The sequence below is a fragment of the Streptomyces sp. DSM 40750 genome (assembly GCF_024612035.1).
Taxonomy (GTDB): domain Bacteria; phylum Actinomycetota; class Actinomycetes; order Streptomycetales; family Streptomycetaceae; genus Streptomyces.
Genome location: NZ_CP102513.1, coordinates 9,787,923 through 9,805,348 on the forward strand (window position 1 = coordinate 9,787,923; position 17,426 = coordinate 9,805,348).

Genomic DNA, 17,426 nt, shown 5'->3' on the forward strand with positions numbered 1-17,426 from the left:
AGGGGGGGACAATGTCCGTGCAGGGCAACGTCGGTGGGTCACGGGGAGAGGGACAGGATGCTGGAGGAACTTGTTCTGGTCGGGGGGACCACGGTCGTCGCGGCCATGGCCACCGACTCGTGGACGGTCGCGCGCGGCGGAGTCGCACGGCTGTTCCGCCGCCGCGGAGAGGACCGACAGACCGCCATCGAGGCCCAGCTCGACAACAATGAGGCCCTCGTCGCGAGGGCCGACGACGCCGAGCGGGTACGTCAGAGCCTGCTCGCCGTGTGGATGCTGGAGCTGGAATCGCTCCTGGACGAGTACCCGGACGCCGCGGACGAACTGCGTGAGCTGACCGAGGAGATCAAAAAACGGTTGCCCGAGACGCGGCAGTCCCAGGTGCAGAACAACGTGGCCAAGGACAACGGACAGGTTTTCGCGGCTCTGGGCGGCAATGTCATCGTGCACCCGGCGCCTCCTGGACAGGCGGGAGGCGCCGGAGCCGCCCAGTGAGTCGGCCCGGAGCAGGGCCACGGCAGACGGTCCGCGTCGACAGCGGGTTCGGCTACGGCGTCATCGGCGCCGACCTGCACGTCTTCCCCGACCGGGGCCCGGTCTACCTGCTCTCCCGGTATCGACCTGTTCCGGTCCCAACCCCCGCCCCCTTACTTGGGGAGAGGGACTCGGCCGGACCCACCTCCCAACCCAGTCGGCTCCTCAACGCCCGCTTCCAGGTCGTGGACTTCACCGGCCGGGACGAGGAGCGGGCGGAGCTGGCCGCATGGCGGGCCGGTGACGGCCCACGCGCCGCCCTCTGGCTGCACGGAGCCGGCGGCCAGGGCAAGACCCGGCTGGCGGCCCAGTTCGCGGCCGACAGCGCGGCAAGGGGCTGGACGGTCGTCTCGGCCACCCACGGCGCCGGCACGATCCACCCGCCCCCGGGAAGCCAGGACCTGCGGCTCGATGGCGCTGCGGGGCTCCTCCTGGTCGTCGACTACGCCGACCGCTGGCCCCTCTCCCATCTGACGTGGCTGTTCAGCAACAAGCTGCTGGACGGGCCCCTGCCGACCCGACTGCTGTTACTGGCCCGGTCCATCGCCCCCTGGCCCGCCGTGCGCTCCGCGCTGGAGGACACCGGGACGGAGGCGGGCGACCTCGCACTGCGACCGCTCGACGAGCGCCACGGTGGACTCGACGCCCGCCGAGCCATGTTCACCGTCGCCCGCGACTGCTTCGCCGCCCACTACGGTCTCGCCGACCCGAACGCCATCGCCGTACCCGGCTATCTGGACCGGCCGGACTTCGGCCTGGTTCTTGCGCTGCACATGGCCGCCCTGGTGGCCGTCGACGCCCACGTCCGCGGCGGCAGCCCGCCTAAGGACATGGCGGGCCTGTCCGCCTATCTGCTCAACCGCGAACGCAGGCATTGGACCCGGCTCCACGAACTCCGCCTGGAGGGCCTGGAGTACGAGACCCCGCCCAGCGAGATGAGCCAGGTGGTCTTCACCGCCGCGCTCTCCGGCGCGACCACGCACCACGACGGCACGGCCCTGCTCGGTGACCTCGGCATGGAGCGCCCCGCGCGGCTCCTGGCCGATCACGCCACCTGCTACCCGCCCGAGGAACCCGGCGCGGTCCTCGAACCCCTCTACCCCGACCGGCTCGCCGAGGACTTCCTCGCCCTGGCCCTCCCCGGCCACGACACGACGGGCTACCCCACGGCTCCGTGGGCGCCGGATTTCCTCGGCACGCTCGTCGCCCGCGACCCGGACCGCTCGCCGCCCGCGCGTCTGGCCCGTGCCCTGACGTTCCTGGCCGCCACGGCGGCACCGCACCGCTGGCCGCACGCCGCCCGGTACCTGGAAACCCTGCTGCGCACGGACCCCGCCCTGGTCGTCGCCGCCGGCGGCGCCGCCCTGACCGCGCTGGCCGCGGTCGACCTCGACACCGAGGTCCTGGAGGCGGTCGACGCGCACTTCCCCCACCGCGGACAGGCAGACCTCGATGCCGGTATCGCCGCCGTCACCCAGCGCCTCGCCGAACGTCACCTCTCCACCACCCAGGACCCCTCCGCGCACGCCCGGCTGTACCAGAACCTCGGATTCCGCCTGGTGAGGGCGGGCCATCGGGAGGACGCCGTGGCCGCAGCGGAGAAGGCGGTCGCTCTCTTGCGGAAGCTCGCCGCCGTTGACGCTGCCACGCATGAGCCGGCGCTCGCCATGGCCCTGGCCCAGCTGAGCGAGCGTGCTCATTCGGCGGACCGCACAGAGGCGAGCCGCCACGCCGCCGAAGAGGCCGTTGATCTCTTCCTGAGACTGGCGGCCACCGACCCCACAGCGCACGAACCCGGCCTCGCCCTGTCGCTCTCCCACCTCGGCGTGTGCCTGTCCGAGGCCCGGGACCCCGAAGCGGCCCTCATCGTGACCCAGCGGGCCATGGGAATCTTCCAGCGGCTGGCGGCCACCGACCCCGAGACCTACGCGCCGGGCCTGGCCGTGACCCTGGTCAACGAGGCCGTTCTGTGCCGGCAGCAGCGTCGCTGGTCGGACGCCCGGACAGCCGCCGAACGGGCGGTCGCGCTCATCCGGCGCCTGGTGGCTGCCGGACCCCCGGTCTCCACGTCCGAGCTCAACCGGTCCGTCGCGGTCGACGAGTCGGACCTGGCGACGGCCCTGTCCACTCTTGGGCTGCTGCTGTGGGGCGCACGCCGTCGCGACGATGCCCTGGCCGCCCTACGGGAGGCGGTGGACATCAGATGCCGGCTGGCGACAGCCAACCCCACCGCCCATGAGCACGCTCTGGCCGATGACCTCTCCTCCCTCGGCGCCTACCTCGCGCAGAGTGGCTGTGCCGACGAGGCGCTGGCCGTGACCGCGCAGAGCGTGGAGATCTACCAGCGCCTCGCGTCGCAGAACCCGGGGGCGTTCGGGAAGCCACTGCGCAAGGCGTACGAGGCACACCAGACCCTCCGCGAGCGGCTGAGCGGAGCTGCCCGGGAAACCGACAGGACCTGGACGCTGGATGAGCACTATGTGGCGCTCCTCAACCAGGACGAGGTCTGGCAGGACGCCCAGGACCGCCGCCGTCGCCTGGACGACATGGACCCCCGCTACAGCGGCAATGTGCTGCGGTTCCTGCTCCGGCAGGCCGATGCCCTCTTCGAGGGGCTGTCGCAGGGGCTCGGCGCCTCCCCCGAGTCGCTCGGCCGACGGGCCGGTGAGACTGCCGAGACCTGGCTCGCCCGGCAACCGCTCGCCGTCGCCCTGCGTCGCCGCTCGGAGGGCAAGCCGGCCCGACCGGCACGCTGCTATTGCGGGTACGCCATTCAGCCCGACTGGAATCATGATCATTGCTATCCCGGCATCATCGTCGACTGAACAGCGCTGCCGACCGGGCGGACGAGGGGAGACTCGTGGGGGACATGGCCGAACTCGGTCTGACGGTCGTGGAGGTCGTACGGGAGCGCTGGGGCGTCGCCTTGCCCGCCGACGGTCTCATCGCCCGTCTCACCGAACCCGGTTGGACCTACGAGGAGGAGGTGCCACGCCCCTGCCCCGAGTGCGACGGCCGGATGCACTCGCTGCGCAAACCGTACGAGTCGGCGGGGAAGGTCTACCGCTACGTGGCGGTCGTCTGCCCGGTCTGCCCGGCGGTGTACACCCTCGCCGACCTGGGCGTGAAGACCTACGACAAGCTGCGGGCGCGGCCCGGTGCGGCGAAGTCGGACGCGGCGAAGCCGGATGCGGTGGAGCCCGGCGAGGCGAACGAGTCCGGTGCCGTGCCCCCGCCACGGGCGTCTCGCCGGGCGGGCGCGGCGGGGTCGACGGGGACGCGCGTCAGGGCGACGGCACGGACGAACTCGGCATGGAGGTCCGAAGGGACACGAGGATTCGAACGCTTCCTCGGCCCTTGCCCTACGGGCCCGGGCGTCACCATCACCGTGGTAGAGGCCTCTCCCGCCCCTGCCTGGCCGGCGGATCTGCCGATGCCGACCGAACCGGAGAAGCGCCACCTGTTCTGGTGCAAGGTCACCGACCCTGCCTGGCGGCCGCCCGAGGGGGCGGTGACGGCGGCCGATGACATCCGGGTCATCCTGCCCGAGGGCCCCGCCTTCGACGACCTGCGCGCCCGCCTGGCCGAGCAGGGCATTCCGTTCCGCGGCGTACGGCACTGGATGGAGGACGAACAGGTCGGCACGGTGGGCGAGTTCGGCAGTCCCACGGATCTGGTGGCCCACCCCGCCCGCGCGTTCGCCGGCCTGGGTTCCCCCATGCCGCCCACCCCCGTCGCGGGACCCGGGGCGCACGCCGCCCGGGACGCGTTCGAGGCCCAGTGGGACGCCCTGGCGGATCTACCCGACGCCGACGAGGCCTCGTACGTACCGGTCACCGACCTGGTCCCCGAGGACTGGACCCGGCTGCTGCCGCACCCCACCTTCAACCCGGCCCAGGCCGACGCCGTTCCCGCCCTGCTGGAGGACGACGGCCATGTGATGGTCGTCGCCCCGACCGGCGCCGGCAAGACGCCCATCGGCATGGTGGCGGCGCTGCGGGCGCACGCGCAGGGCCGCAAGGCGGCCTGGCTCGTCCCCCAGCGGTCGCTCACCGACGAACTCGACCGCGAACTCGAGAACTGGCGGCGGCACGGCATCGAGGTCGTCCGGCTCACGGGCGAGTACGCCACCGACACCGAACTCGTCCGCGAGGCCGACATCTGGGTCGCCACCACCGAGAAGTTCGAGGCGATCTGCCGAAACGGGTCGCTGGCCGGCGTCCTCGCCGAGGTCGGCTGTCTGGTCGTCGACGAGATCCACCTGCTCGGTGATCCGGCGCGTGGCGCCGTGCTCGAAGCGGTGCTCACGCGGGTACGCGAGGACAGCGCCCAGACCCGCATCGTCGGACTGTCGGCGACCGTGGCCAACGCCGAGGAGGTCGCCAACTGGCTGGGGGCCCGGCTGATCCGTACGCCATGGCGGCCGACCCGGCTGACCTGGCAGATCCCCCTGCTGCCCGCCGCACGCGACGGCGAACGCTCCATGCGGTCCACCGCTGCCCGGACCTCCGCCGCCGTGCGGCTGGCCCGGACCGTGACCGACGAGGGTGGCAGCGTGCTCGTCTTCTGCAGCAGCAAGCGCGGAGTGCGTGCGACGGCACTTGCCATCGCCGCGGACCGCGGCGTCCCGACACGCGGCGTCGACGCGGACGACACAGAACTCGTCGAGCGGCTGTGCGGCAGCGCCGGCGTCGGACTGCACTACCGGGACTGGCCGTACAAACGCGAGGCCGAGAAGGCGTTCCGGGCCCGCGAGACCGACGTCCTGGTCGCGACCTCCACCGTGGCCGCCGGCGTGAACCTCCCCGCCCGCGCCGTCGTCGTGCGCGATGTCCGCCTCGGCCGGAATCGGATCGAGGTGTCCATGGTGCAGCAGATGTTCGGCCGCGCCGGACGGGTCGGCGCGGGGGAGCGGGAGGGCTGGGCCTATCTGCTGGCGGACGAGACGGAGCGCCCCGAGTGGCAGGCGCGGCTGACCGTCGGCTACACCGTGCGTTCGCGTATCGGCGACCGGCTGCCCGACCACCTGCTGGCCGAACTGGTGCAGGGACGCGTGACCTCGCTGGAGGAGGCCGAGGACTGGTGGACCGACACGTTCGCCTTCCATCAGGGGCACGACAGCGTCGAGCCGCTCCATGACGCCGCGGACTATCTGGAGGAGGCCGGCTTCTTGCGCCGGCATGCCGGACCCGGGGGCGACACGTTCCTGGAACCGACCGAACTGGGCACGCTGACCAGCCGCTTCATGGTGGACGCCGTCCTGGCGCACGAACTGTCCGAAGCGGTACGCGACCTGCCCGTACCGGAGGACCCCGACCACGCCGAACAAGCACTGACGAGGCTGCTGGCCACCCGGCTGCCGGAACTGGCGGAGGCCGCGTTCAGCGACCGTGCCCGTGCCACCCTGCGCAGGGTGCTGCGCCACCAGGGCCGGACGGAGCAGCTGGAGGTCGATCAGGAACCACCGGACAAGAACGAGGGACTGCTGCCGGGAGACCTGGCCCACGCGGTGCTGCTGCTGGTCGCCACCAGCCCCCAGACGTTCGCCGCGCGCGCCGGGTACGTGCTCGGCATCCCGGCCGAGAGCCTGACGGCCGTCCTCGACGAGGCCCAGCGCTATCTGGCCTGGCTGGGTGCCCAGGGAGAGCTGGGCACCCTCCACCCCTGGGCGGCCGTCGTGGCCGCCGACCTCGCCGAACGCGTTCGCTGGCGCGCCCTCGGCCCCGGCCGGGGCGCCGGCCGGTTGCTGTGGATGTGCGGCCGGATGGCCACACCGCGGCTGGCACCGCGTCTCGTACCGCGCATGTGGCGCGCGGCGCGCGATCGCGGTATCGGTGCCCCCGACTGGACGGGCACCATCCCGCCGCGCGACAGCGCGATCACACCGGCGCGATACCAGGCGCTGCTCAAGCAGCGGGCCACCGGCACCGCCCTCACCCCGCACTCCGACTCACTGCGTGTGGAGACCCCGCACGGCACGACGATCTGCCTCTGGGACGGCGCGACGACGATCCGGTACGTCTCCGACGGCACCCCCGCCATACTCGACTACCCGCCGGGCAATCCCGATGACCCGTCGAGAGGCCGACGAGGCAGCGCCGTCTTCACACGCGGCGACCGCCACGCCGCAGGGTGGCTCGCGCCCTACAACGGGCACTCCTGACAACGGGTTTCACAAGGGACTCCTCAGCACCGGGCAATGGACTCTCCGACCGCCGCCGACGTGACGGGGATCTCCCTGTGGTTCCCCCACGCCGTTCCGTAGGCTGACGACACACAGCCCTTGACCTGCAGCGAGCAGGCAGGGAGCCGTCTTCTAGGAGTTCAGCATGCTGCGCACCATGTTCAAGTCCAAGATCCACCGCGCCACGGTCACCCAGGCCGACCTCCACTACGTCGGATCCGTGACCATCGACGCCGACCTTCTCGACGCCGCCGATCTGCTGCCCGGCGAGCTCGTGCACATCGTGGACATCACCAACGGCGCCCGCCTGGAGACGTACGTCATCGAGGGTGAGCGGGGCTCGGGGGTCGTCGGGATCAACGGTGCCGCGGCCCATCTCGTGCATCCCGGAGACCTGGTGATCATCATCAGTTACGCTCAGGTCTCCGACGCCGAGGCCCGCGCCCTGGAGCCCAGGGTCGTGCACGTGGACCGCGGCAACCGGATCGTGGCCCTGGGTTCGGACGCGTCCGAGCCGGTGCCGGGTTCGGACCAGCGGCGCAGCCCGCAGGCCGTCACCGTCTGAGGCCAGGAGCGCGGCCGCCCGGCGTTCCCCACCGCACGCGAGGAGTGCCATGAGCGACGTACAGATCCGCGACGACCGGGCGGCCGGCCGACTGGAAGCCTTCGCAGGCGACGAGCTGGCTGGCCATATCCAGTACTTCGTCCTCGAATCCCCGCGGCGCGCGCTCGTCCCGGTCCACACGATCGTCGAGCCCGCGTACGAGGGCAAGGGCGTGGCGGGCTCGCTGGCACGGGAGCTGTACGGCATCGCGGCCCGCGAGGGCGTCGTCGTCGCACCCCTGTGCCCGTACGTCGTCAGGTGGGCCGAACGCCACCCCGAGGAGGCCCCGGCCGCCGACCCGGAGCTGTTGAGGGCTGCGAAGGACTGGCTCATCGCGCACCCCGAGGGATTCTGAGGGGTCCGCGACCGGGGGCGGTCAGCGGTCACAGCGGCTCCGTCGACCGGGTGACTGCCCGTGCGGGCCACGGGTACCCGTGGCACAAGTCCATGGCCGACGTACCCACTGGCTGGAGGACGCGATGACGCACCCAGACCCGGACCCCATGAGGCCCGGCCCCACCCCGGGCCCGGGCCCCGACCACCCGGAACCCTTCCCTCCGACCCCGTTCCCGGACCCGGTCCCCACCCCCGACCCCCGCCCCACCCCGGAACCGGACCCGGTCCCCAAGCCCCCGGGACCGGACCCGATCCCGGGCGAACCGAAGCCGGGCCCGCTGTCGTAGGGCGTACAGGAAACAGAAGCGGCCCGGCGCGGACATCTCCACGCCGGGCCACCCCAGCGCCCTCAGGGGCGCGGGGAACTGCGCGACCAGCCGCACGCGACCCTCAGCCGCCGACCGGTCCGCAGTCTCCTCCCCTCAGGTCAACCCGTAGGCCTCCCCTTGGGCCAACCCTCAGGCCTCGATCTCAGACCGCCCCTGCCCCCACAACGTGTGGAACGATCCCTCCCGGTCCACCCTCCGATACGTGTGCGCCCCGAAGAAGTCCCGCTGCCCCTGCGTGAGCGCCGCAGGCAACCGCTCGGCACGCAGCGCGTCGTAGTACGCCAGTGCCGCCGCGAATCCGGGCGTGGGCACACCCTGACGCGTCGCGGCGACCAGCACCTCACGCCAGTCGTCCTGCGCCGCCGCGATCTCCTGGGCGAACGTCTCGTCGGAGAGCAGGCTCGGCAGGTCGGGCCGCGTGTCGTACGCCGCGCGGATCCGGTCGAGGAAGGCCGCCCGGATGATGCAGCCGCCACGCCAGATGGAGGCGACCTTGCCCAGGTCGATGTTCCAGTCGTACTCGTCGCGGGCCGCGTCGATCTCGTGGAAGCCCTGGGTGTACGACACGATCTTGGAGGCGTACAACGCCTGCTCGACCCGGTCGGCGAAGGCACCCGCCTCGGCCGCGCTGAGCGGAGTGGCCTTCGGGCCGGCCAGCGAGCGGGATGCCTCGCGCAGCGCGGCGTGACCCGACAGGGACCGCGCGAAGACGGCCTCGGCGATACCGGACACCGGAACGCCCAGGTCCAGCGCGATCTGCACGGTCCAGCGGCCGGTGCCCTTCTGCTCGGCCTGGTCGACCACCACGTCCACGAACGGCTTGCCGGTGGCCTCGTCCACGTGCGCCAGCACCTCGGCCGTGATCTCGATCAGATACGAGTCGAGCCGCCCGGTGTTCCAGGTGCGGAAGATCTCCGCGATCTGCGCGGGCGTGTAGCCGGCCACGTCGCGCAGCAGCTGGTACGCCTCGCCGATCAGCTGCATGTCGGCGTACTCGATGCCGTTGTGGACCATCTTCACGAAGTGCCCGGCGCCGTCCGGACCGACGTGCGTCACACAGGGCGCACCGTCGGCGGCCTTCGCGGAGATCTTCTCCAGCATCGGGCCGAGGGAGTCGTACGACTCGGCCGGGCCGCCCGGCATGATGCTGGGCCCGTTGAGCGCGCCCTCCTCGCCGCCGGAGATACCCGCGCCGACGAAGTGGATGCCCTGCGCGCGCAGCGCGGCCTCACGGCGGCGGGTGTCGGCGAAGTGCGCGTTGCCGCCGTCGATGATCATGTCGCCGGGCTCCAGGAGCGGTGCGAACTCCTCGATCACCGCGTCCGTCGGTCCGCCCGCCTTCACCATGACGACCAGGCGCCGGGGCCGTTCGAGCGCCTGCACGAACTCCTTGGCGCTCTCGGCCGCGATGAAGTCGCCCTCGTGCCCGTGCTCCTTCACCAGCGCGTGGGTCTTGGCCGCCGAGCGGTTGTGGACGGCGACCGTATAGCCGTTGCGCGCGAAGTTGCGGGCGAGGTTGCTCCCCATCACCGCGAGGCCCGTGACGCCGATCTGGGCTGAAGTGCTCATACGGTTGGCTCCTATGGATCCTGATATCGGTGGTGCCGTTCCTGCCCGCCAGTATTGTCCTTCCGGCCATCCTGACGTGCACCGGCCCCGTCCGCACTGCGCGGCCTGCCGGGCTTGAGTACGCGGGAAGGGCCCCACCTGCCTCAATGGGGCGCGCAACCGGGTCATTTGCGCGCCGTCCCTGGTCACTCGCGCGCCGGACGGGGGCACTTACGCGCCGGAGCAGGTCGCTAACCCGCCATTCGCGTGACGGGAGCGGCTGGTTTTTCGTCTTGTCATGGCCGGTTCGCGGCGCTTACTTTTGCGGCTCATCGCATAGGGCGAGGGGGGCTTTTCCATGGCCGTACGCGGTCGGCACCGCCGGTATCAGCCGAACAGAATCAACCGCGCCTCACTCACCGTCACGGCGGGTGGCGCCGGGATGGCGCTCCCGCTGATCGGCACCGGGGTCGCGGAGGCGGCCGATGTCGAGACCTGGGACAAGGTCGCGGCCTGCGAGTCCACCAACGACTGGAACATCAACACCGGGAACGGCTACTTCGGCGGCCTCCAGTTCAGCCAGTCCACCTGGGAGGCCTACGGCGGCACCGCCTACGCGGCCCGCGCGGACCTGGCCACCAAGGAACAGCAGATCGCGATCGCCGAGAAGGTCCTCGACGGGCAGGGCCCCGGCGCCTGGCCCGTCTGCTCGGAACGCGCGGGCCTGACCCGGGGAGGTGACGGGCCCGCCCGCACCATCGAGGACGTGAAACCGCAGACCACGCCCCAGTCACAGGCGGGCAAGGTCGAGATGTACACGGTCGTCCGGGGCGACACCCTCTCCGAGATCGCCGACTCCCGTGAGGTGAAGGGCGGTTGGCGTCAGATCTACGAGGCCAACCGCAAGACCATCGGCTCCGACCCGGACGTGATAATCCCCGGCCAGCGGCTGAGTGTGAGCGCGACGGGCGGGAAAAAGGAACAGAAGCAAGAGCAGAAAGAAGAGCAGAAAGAAGAGCAGAAGAAGGTCCAGAAGGAACAGAAGAAGGTCCAGAAGGAGCAGAAGAAGCAGACGTCCGAGAAGCGGCAGGAGTCGGCGTCCGTCGTCGCCCCCGTGAGCGCCGCCCTCGGCACGCCCTACCGGGCCTCGGGCTCCTCCTGGTCCAAGGGCTACCACACGGGCGTCGACTTCCCCGTGGCGACCGGCAGCACGGTCAAGTCCGTGGCCGCCGGGGAGGTCGTCACCTCGGGCTGGGGCGGTTCCTTCGGCTACCAGGTGGTGATCCGGCACGCCGACGGCCGCTACACGCAGTACGCCCACCTGTCGGCGATCTCCGTGAAGGCCGGCCAGAGCGTGAGCGCGGGCCAGCGCATCGGCCGCTCCGGCTCCACGGGCAACAGCTCGGGCCCGCATCTGCACTTCGAGGTGCGGACGGGGCCCGGCTTCGGCAGCGACATCGATCCGATCGCCTATCTGCGGGCGGGCGGGGTCCGGATCTGACGTGGTGCGGGAGGCCCGGTCCGGGCCTCCCGCTCAGGATTTCACGCGGTCGTGATGCCGGTCGTGATGCCGGTCGAGGAGCGTCCGCGGGACGTACAGCTCGCCGTGGAACGGACGCAGCAGCAGCCCGGGCGAAGCGTCGTCCTCTTCCGCCGCGCTCCTCCCCAGGAACGGGGCCGGTACGACCACGCGCTTGTCCAGAGCGATCGACTTGTCCAGAGCGATCGAGTCGTCGGCGCCCGGTACTCCGGCGGACTGCCGCGGCAGCCCCGCGAGCAGCTTCTCCAGGGCGAGCGATTCCCGGTCGGCGGCCGCGACCGTGACCTCCTCGTCGGCGCGCTCCGCCCGGACCTCGTCGCCGAGGCGCTCGGTGGTCAGCAGGATCAGACCGCCCGCCGCGACGACGCCGCAGCCCAGTGCGAGGACGGTGCCGGTCGTGCCGTAGCGGAACGTCTCGCCGAACATCGTGATGCCGACCGCGGCCGCCACCACGGGGTTCACCACGGTCAGTGTGGCGAGCGGGGCCGCGAGTCCGCCGCCTCGGTAGGAGGCCTGGGACAGCAGCAGACCGGCCGTGGCGAAGACGCCTATGACCGCGAGGGTGGGCAGGTCGGAGAGCATGACGCCGTCCGTCCAGTCGACGGCGACCGTCTTCGTGAACACCGACGACATACCGAACGCGACACCGGAGGCGACCGCCAGCAGGATGCTGCGCACCGCCGGGTGCCGGTGCGCCGCGCGTGCCGCCACCATCAGCGCGGCCACCGCGCCACCGCTGACCACGGCCACCACCACACGCTGGGCGGTGTCCAGGGACTGCACATCGGACGAGCCGACCAGGGAGAGCAGGCCCGCGAGGCCCACCGTCGCCATGATCGCGCCCCGCCAGGCCGTCGCGCCCGCCTTGCGGCCCACGAAGAGGGCGGCCATGGGCAGGGCGAAGACGATGGTCAGCGCACCCAGCGGTTGCACCAGGCTCAGCGGGCCGTAGGCCAGGGCAACCACGTGCAGCAGCCCGCCGAGGCCGTTCAGCCCGACGGCGGCCCACCAGCCCGGCCGGCGCAGTGGCGCGTAGGAGTGACCCGGGGAGGACACCGCGACACGCTCCTGCACGATCGCCCCACCGGCGTACGCGACGGCGGAGACGAACGACAACAGGACGGACAACGCGAGGGCGCTCATGATGGGCTCCTCAGCGAAGCGCGGGGGCTCCGGGCCCGCCGCGGTGAACGCTCGGCTTTCATAATGTCCACGATGCCTCGCGAAAGCGTTCGCGTCGTCGTACCTGAGCACTCAATGAGTCCTACTGCCGATGGAGTACGAGGGGCCCTCCGTCATACCCCGGGCGGGCGACACGGAGTGCAGGCCCGCAGGTGAGCGCGGGCGCGGGCCCTGGTACTACTCGTCCTCGTGGACCACGACCCCGGCCTCACCGCCCTCTCGGCCCTCGGCGGCTTCTTCGTCCTACGCACGGGAGAAGCACCGCACGGCCCGCTGCCCACACTCGCGGAGGCCTACGCGGCACGGGATGCCGATGGGGAGAAGGAGGTTTACGCGAATCCCGTAATTTTCCGTGTCCGAAAAGTCGCCCGGAGTGTACACACGACCGAACCGCGCGTGGCCGCCTCCCTCGCTCACCTCGGCTTCGCCGCGCGCCTGTGGTCGGTGGCCCTCGGGGCGGCCGCCCTGTACGACCGCGTACCCGACCTCGACCCGTGCCTCCTGCGCTGGGACGCGGACGCGAGCGCCCCCGACGAGCTGTGGCTGAGCGAGGTGCGGAGCCTGCCCGCCGAGCGGATCGGCGAGGTCGTACGAGACGGTCATCTCGTACCCCTGGCAGCGGCTCTGCGTGCTCAACTGCCCCTATCCGCCCGGCTGTTGTGGGGGAACGCCGCGTCCGCCCTCATGGGCGCCGTACGTCAGCTCGACCGCTGGGCCGTCGCCAACGGTCGTCCGGAGGTGGGGAGCCGGGCCCGCGCGCTCGCCGCCGACCTGTTCACGCACCCCGACCTGGCCGGCACGCTCGACCCGGCGACGTACCGCCGCCGCAGCTGCTGCCTCTACTACCGGCTGCCCGGCGGGGGACTCTGCGGCGACTGCTGCTTCGACCGGCCGCCCCGCCGAACCTGACAGGCGCTGCGCCGCCCGCGAAAATTGCGGTCTTCCCCAACCGACCCTTCTGAGTGACCATGTGGGAACCAGCCACTGAGACAGGGGGTTCCGGGTGCGAGTCGGCCTGCTGACCCGGGAGTATCCGCCCGACGTCTACGGTGGTGCGGGGGTCCATGTCGAGTTCCTCGCCCACGAGTTGAGGTCCCTCGTCGATCTGGACGTGCACTGCTGGGGCGAGGGGGCGGGCGGCGGCGTCGTACGCCACCGGCCCTGGTCCGCGCTCGACGGCGCCAACGACGCGCTGCGCACCTTCTCCGTGGACCTCTCCATCGCGGCCGGCCTCGAAGGCCGCGAGCTGGTCCACTCGCACACCTGGTACGCCAACCTCGCCGGCCACTTCGGCAAGCTGCTGCACGGCATCCCGCATGTGATGACCGCCCACTCGCTGGAGCCGCTGCGCCCCTGGAAGGCCGAGCAACTGGGCGGCGGCTACGCCCTGTCCAGCTGGGCCGAGCGCACCGCCATCGAGTCCGCCGACGCGGTGATCGCCGTCTCCGGCGCCATGCGCGACGACATCCTCGGCTGCTACCCGGCACTCGACCCGGCCAAGGTCCGCGTCGTGCACAACGGCATCGACACCTCGCTCTACCAGCCGGACCACGGCACGGCCGTCCTCGACCGCGTCGGCCTCGACACCGGCCGCCCGTACGTCCTCTTCGTCGGCCGCATCACCCGCCAGAAGGGCGTGCCCCACCTGCTGCGCGCCGTACGGGACATCGACCCGGCCGTGCAGGTCGTGCTCTGCGCCGGCGCGCCCGACACCCCGGAGATCGACCAGGAGTTCCGCGACCTCTTCGCGGAACTGAGCCGCGTACGTGAGGGCCTGTTCTGGATCCCGCAGATGCTGCCGCGCCCGGACGTGATCCAGCTCCTCACCCACGCCGCCGTGTTCGTCTGCCCGTCGGTGTACGAGCCGCTGGGCATCGTCAACCTGGAGGCCATGGCGTGCGGAACGGCCGTGGTCGCCTCGCGGGTCGGCGGTATCCCGGAGGTCGTGGAGGACGGCGTCACGGGCCTCCTCGTGTCGACCGAGGACGACTTCGAGGCTCAGCTGGCCCGCGCCCTCGACTCGGTGCTCGCCGACCCCCGGACGGCCGCCCGCATGGGCGAGGCCGGACGGGAGCGCGCGGTGCGGGAGTTCGGCTGGGACGCGGTCGCCCGGCGGACGGTCCAGCTTTACGAGGAAGTCCTCAAGCAGGGGTAGTCAAGGAACTGGGTTCGGCACAACCGGGCGTAGAGGGGCGGCGGCATGCGGCGCGGTGGACCTTCGGTGCTGGGAATCGTACTGGCGGGCGGTGAGGGGAAGAGGCTGATGCCCCTGACCGCCGACCGTGCGAAACCAGCGGTGACCTTCGGCGGAACGTATCGCCTCGTCGATTTCGTCCTTTCCAATCTAGTCAACGCGGACATCCTGCGCATCTGCGTGCTCACGCAGTACAAGTCGCACTCCCTGGACCGCCACATCACCACGACCTGGCGGATGTCGAGCCTGCTGGGCAACTACGTCACGCCGGTCCCGGCCCAGCAGCGGCTCGGCCCGCGCTGGTACCTGGGCAGCGCGGACGCGCTCCTGCAGTCCCTGAACCTGGTGCACGACGAACAGCCCGAGTACATCGCGGTGTTCGGTGCCGACCACGTCTACCGCATGGACCCCCGCCAGATGCTGGCGCAGCACATCGAGGGCGGCGCGGGCGTGACAGTGGCCGGCATACGTGTGCCGCGCACCGAGTCGTCCTCCTTCGGCGTGATCACGCCCGGCTCCGACGGCCGGACCGTGGAGCGCTTCCTGGAGAAGCCGGCCGACCCGCCGGGTCTGGTCGACGACCCCGAGTGTGTGTTCGCCTCGATGGGCAACTACATCTTCACGACCAAGGCCCTGGTGGAAGCGCTCCAGCGGGACGCCGAGGACGAGGACTCCGTGCACGACATGGGCGGCTCGATCCTGCCCCAGCTCACCGACCGGGGCGAGTCGCAGCTGTACGACTTCAGCGCCAACCACGTGCCCGGCGAGACCACCCGCGACCAGGGCTACTGGCGGGACGTCGGCACGCTCGACGCCTACTACGACGCCCATATGGACCTCATCGCCGAGCGCCCCGCCTTCAACCTCTTCAACCGCAGCTGGCCCATCTACACCAGTTCGGGCCAGCTCTCCCCGGCCCGCTTCAACGCGGGCGGCATCGCCAGCGAGTCGATCATCAGTGCGGGCTGCCTGATACGCGGCCAGGTGACCAGGTCCGTCCTGTCCCCGGGGGTCGTCGTCGACCCCGGTGCCGTCGTCCAGGGCTCGGTCCTGCACGACAATGTCCACATCGGGCGGGGTGCGGTCGTCCGGGGCGCCGTGCTCGACAAGAACGTCCAGGTGCCCCCGGGTGCCACCATCGGCGTCAACCCCGAGCGGGATGCCGCGCTGTACACGGTCTCCAAGGGTGGAGTGATCGCTCTGGGGAAGGGGCAGCAGGTTCCGTAGCCCTTCAGGGTGACCACTGTGGACGCAGATGTCCCATGGGTCCCGCCTTTCGCATGTGGTGGGACTTAATCTGCTGTTAACTGTGCGTAGCTTGATCGTACTTGACCGTAATCGGCCAACAGCGATTGACTGCTGACTCACCCTTCGTCGACGCGAGGCAAGCCATTGACTTCTGATCTGCTCGCCCCACTCGACCTGGCGTTCTGGAACATCGAGTCCGCCGAACATCCCATGCACCTCGCCGCCCTCGGCGTCTTCGCGGCGAACTCGCCCACCGCGGGAGCCCACGCCGCCGAGCTGCTCGCCGCGCGGGCCGCCGGGGTGCCCGGGCTGCGGATGCGGATCCGGGACGTATGGCTGCCGGGCGTACGGCTGCCGCTGGCGTTCGGCGGTGCGACCCGGGAGCCCGTGGCCGACTTCGAGCCGTTCGACCACGTACGGCTGCACGCGCCGACCGCCGACTTCCACGAGATGGCGGGGCGGCTGATGGAGCGCCCGCTGGAGCGCGGCCGGCCGCCGTGGGAGGCGCATGTGCTGCCGGGGGCGGACGGCACCTCCTTCGCCGTCCTGTTCAAGTTCCACCACGCCCTGGCCGACGGGCTGCGGGCGCTGACGCTCGCCGCCGCCGTCATGGACCCGATGGACATGCCGGCGCCCCGGCCGCGTCCCGTGGAGCCGCCGCTCGGCCTCCTCGGCGAGGTGCGCAAGCTGCCCGGGCTCGTCCGGGGCACCTTCTCCGACCTCGGCCGTGCCCTCGACATCGGCGCGTCCGTCGCCCGGACCACGCTCGACGCCACACTGGGCGCCCGGTCCACCGCCGCGCTGACCTCCGAGGCCAGCGGGACCCGCCGTACCGCCGGGGTGCTCGTGGACCTCGACGACGTGCACCGGATCCGCAAGACCGTCGGCGGCACCGTCAACGACGTCCTCATCGCCGTGGTCGCGGGAGCGCTGCGCCGCTGGCTGGACGAGCGGGGCGACGGCAGCGAGGGGGTCGCGCCCCGGGCCCTGATCCCCGTCTCCAGACGCCGCCCGCGCACGGCGCACCCGCAGGGCAACCGGCTCTCCGGGTACCTGATGAAACTGCCCGTCGACGATCCCGACCCGCTCAGGCGACTTCGCACGGTCCGCACGGCGATGGACCGCAACAAGGACGCCGGGCCCAACCGGGGTGCCGGGGCGGTCGCCCTCCTGGCCGACCACGTACCGCCCCTGGGCCACCGCCTCGGCGGCCCTCTGGTCAGCCAGGCCGCCCGCCTCTGGTTCGACATCCTCGTCACCAGCGTCCCCCTCCCCAGCCTCGGCCTCCGCCTCGGCGGCTGCCCCCTCGCCGAGATCTACCCCTTCGCCCCGTTGGCGCACGGGCAGTCCCTCGCCGTCGCCGTCTCCACGTACCGGGGGAGCGTCCACTACGGCCTGGTCGCCGACGCGGAGGCCGTCCCGGACCTGGAGCTGCTGGCCAAGGCGGTGACCCGGGAGGTCGAGGAACTACTGGCGGCGTGTGAGCCGTGACACCGGGGCGGTGAGCGCCCGGTTCCCCGCGCGCCTTCAGGGGCGCGGGGAACTGCGCGAGTAGCCCCACCCACCCGCAGCCGAACCAGCCCACCGGGCGGGGGAGAAACCCGGTTTTTGGTGACCGGGCCCGTCGCTCCGTACAATTCCGCGTTCGATAGCGGATGCGGTCGGCG

General features: G+C 71.6%; 12 protein-coding genes. 10 read left to right on the forward strand and 2 right to left on the reverse strand.

Annotated elements, in window-relative coordinates:
- Positions 1-57 precede the first annotated feature (57 nt).
- The 5 genes from JIX55_RS42880 to JIX55_RS42900 all read left to right on the forward strand — a co-directional run bounded on the left by JIX55_RS42880 (position 58) and on the right by JIX55_RS42900 (position 7,677).
- The gene (locus JIX55_RS42880; RefSeq protein ID WP_257568597.1) at positions 58-495 is read left to right on the forward strand and encodes a hypothetical protein; all 438 of its coding nucleotides are present in this window, start codon (positions 58-60) and stop codon (positions 493-495) included.
- Entirely contained in the window at positions 492-3,359 is a 2,868-nt protein-coding gene (locus tag JIX55_RS42885) for a tetratricopeptide repeat protein (RefSeq protein ID WP_257568598.1), read from the forward strand. The genes JIX55_RS42880 and JIX55_RS42885 overlap by 4 nt, the downstream gene beginning before the upstream one ends.
- 44 nt (positions 3,360-3,403) lie before the next feature.
- Positions 3,404-6,697, forward strand: a complete 3,294-nt coding sequence (locus tag JIX55_RS42890) for a DEAD/DEAH box helicase (RefSeq protein ID WP_257569684.1) — start codon at positions 3,404-3,406, stop codon at positions 6,695-6,697.
- A 166-nt stretch (positions 6,698-6,863) separates the two neighbouring features.
- Positions 6,864-7,283: an aspartate 1-decarboxylase gene (panD, locus tag JIX55_RS42895; RefSeq protein ID WP_257568599.1), complete on the forward strand. Its 420-nt coding sequence runs from the start codon at positions 6,864-6,866 to the stop codon at positions 7,281-7,283.
- A 49-nt stretch (positions 7,284-7,332) separates the two neighbouring features.
- On the forward strand, positions 7,333-7,677 hold the full coding sequence (locus JIX55_RS42900; protein WP_257568600.1) for a GNAT family N-acetyltransferase: 345 nt from the start codon (positions 7,333-7,335) through the stop codon (positions 7,675-7,677).
- 499 nt (positions 7,678-8,176) lie between these two features.
- On the opposite strand, the gene gndA is transcribed toward JIX55_RS42900, so the two are convergent.
- On the reverse strand, positions 8,177-9,616 hold the full coding sequence (gene gndA, locus JIX55_RS42910) for an NADP-dependent phosphogluconate dehydrogenase (protein WP_257568602.1): 1,440 nt from the start codon (positions 9,614-9,616) through the stop codon (positions 8,177-8,179).
- A 337-nt stretch (positions 9,617-9,953) separates the two neighbouring features.
- On the opposite strand from gndA, the gene JIX55_RS42915 reads away from it, so the two are divergent.
- The gene (locus JIX55_RS42915; protein WP_257568603.1) at positions 9,954-11,096 is read left to right on the forward strand and encodes a transglycosylase family protein; all 1,143 of its coding nucleotides are present in this window, start codon (positions 9,954-9,956) and stop codon (positions 11,094-11,096) included.
- Between the two features lie 33 nt (positions 11,097-11,129).
- Here the strand turns inward: JIX55_RS42915 and JIX55_RS42920 are convergent, their stop codons facing one another.
- Positions 11,130-12,278, reverse strand: coding sequence for a DMT family transporter (locus JIX55_RS42920; protein ID WP_257568604.1), 1,149 nt, complete (start codon positions 12,276-12,278; stop codon positions 11,130-11,132).
- A 228-nt stretch (positions 12,279-12,506) separates the two neighbouring features.
- On the opposite strand from JIX55_RS42920, the gene JIX55_RS42925 reads away from it, so the two are divergent.
- The 4 genes from JIX55_RS42925 (at position 12,507) to JIX55_RS42940 (ending at position 17,250) form a co-directional block, all read left to right on the forward strand.
- On the forward strand, positions 12,507-13,226 hold the full coding sequence (locus JIX55_RS42925; protein WP_257568605.1) for a (2Fe-2S)-binding protein: 720 nt from the start codon (positions 12,507-12,509) through the stop codon (positions 13,224-13,226).
- Positions 13,227-13,320: 94 nt separating this feature from the next.
- Complete coding sequence (glgA, locus tag JIX55_RS42930) at positions 13,321-14,472, forward strand: glycogen synthase (protein ID WP_257568606.1); 1,152 nt, start codon at positions 13,321-13,323, stop codon at positions 14,470-14,472.
- 45 nt (positions 14,473-14,517) lie between these two features.
- Entirely contained in the window at positions 14,518-15,738 is a 1,221-nt protein-coding gene (gene glgC, locus JIX55_RS42935) for a glucose-1-phosphate adenylyltransferase (RefSeq protein ID WP_257568607.1), read from the forward strand.
- 165 nt (positions 15,739-15,903) lie between these two features.
- Complete coding sequence (locus tag JIX55_RS42940) at positions 15,904-17,250, forward strand: wax ester/triacylglycerol synthase family O-acyltransferase (protein WP_257568608.1); 1,347 nt, start codon at positions 15,904-15,906, stop codon at positions 17,248-17,250.
- Positions 17,251-17,426 lie beyond the last annotated feature (176 nt).

Excerpts from the sequence above, each read along its gene's own strand:
- glgC (WP_257568607.1), top strand. The coding sequence starts at position 14,518 with ATGCGGCGCGGTGGACCTTCGGTGCTGGGAATCGTACTGGCGGGCGGT.
- JIX55_RS42920 (WP_257568604.1), bottom strand. The coding sequence starts at position 12,278 with ATGAGCGCCCTCGCGTTGTCCGTCCTGTTGTCGTTCGTCTCCGCCGTC.
- panD (WP_257568599.1), top strand. The coding sequence starts at position 6,864 with ATGCTGCGCACCATGTTCAAGTCCAAGATCCACCGCGCCACGGTCACC.
- JIX55_RS42880 (WP_257568597.1), top strand. The coding sequence starts at position 58 with ATGCTGGAGGAACTTGTTCTGGTCGGGGGGACCACGGTCGTCGCGGCC.
- JIX55_RS42915 (WP_257568603.1), top strand. The coding sequence starts at position 9,954 with ATGGCCGTACGCGGTCGGCACCGCCGGTATCAGCCGAACAGAATCAAC.
- JIX55_RS42900 (WP_257568600.1), top strand. The coding sequence starts at position 7,333 with ATGAGCGACGTACAGATCCGCGACGACCGGGCGGCCGGCCGACTGGAA.
- JIX55_RS42890 (WP_257569684.1), top strand. The coding sequence starts at position 3,404 with ATGGCCGAACTCGGTCTGACGGTCGTGGAGGTCGTACGGGAGCGCTGG.
- gndA (WP_257568602.1), bottom strand. The coding sequence starts at position 9,616 with ATGAGCACTTCAGCCCAGATCGGCGTCACGGGCCTCGCGGTGATGGGG.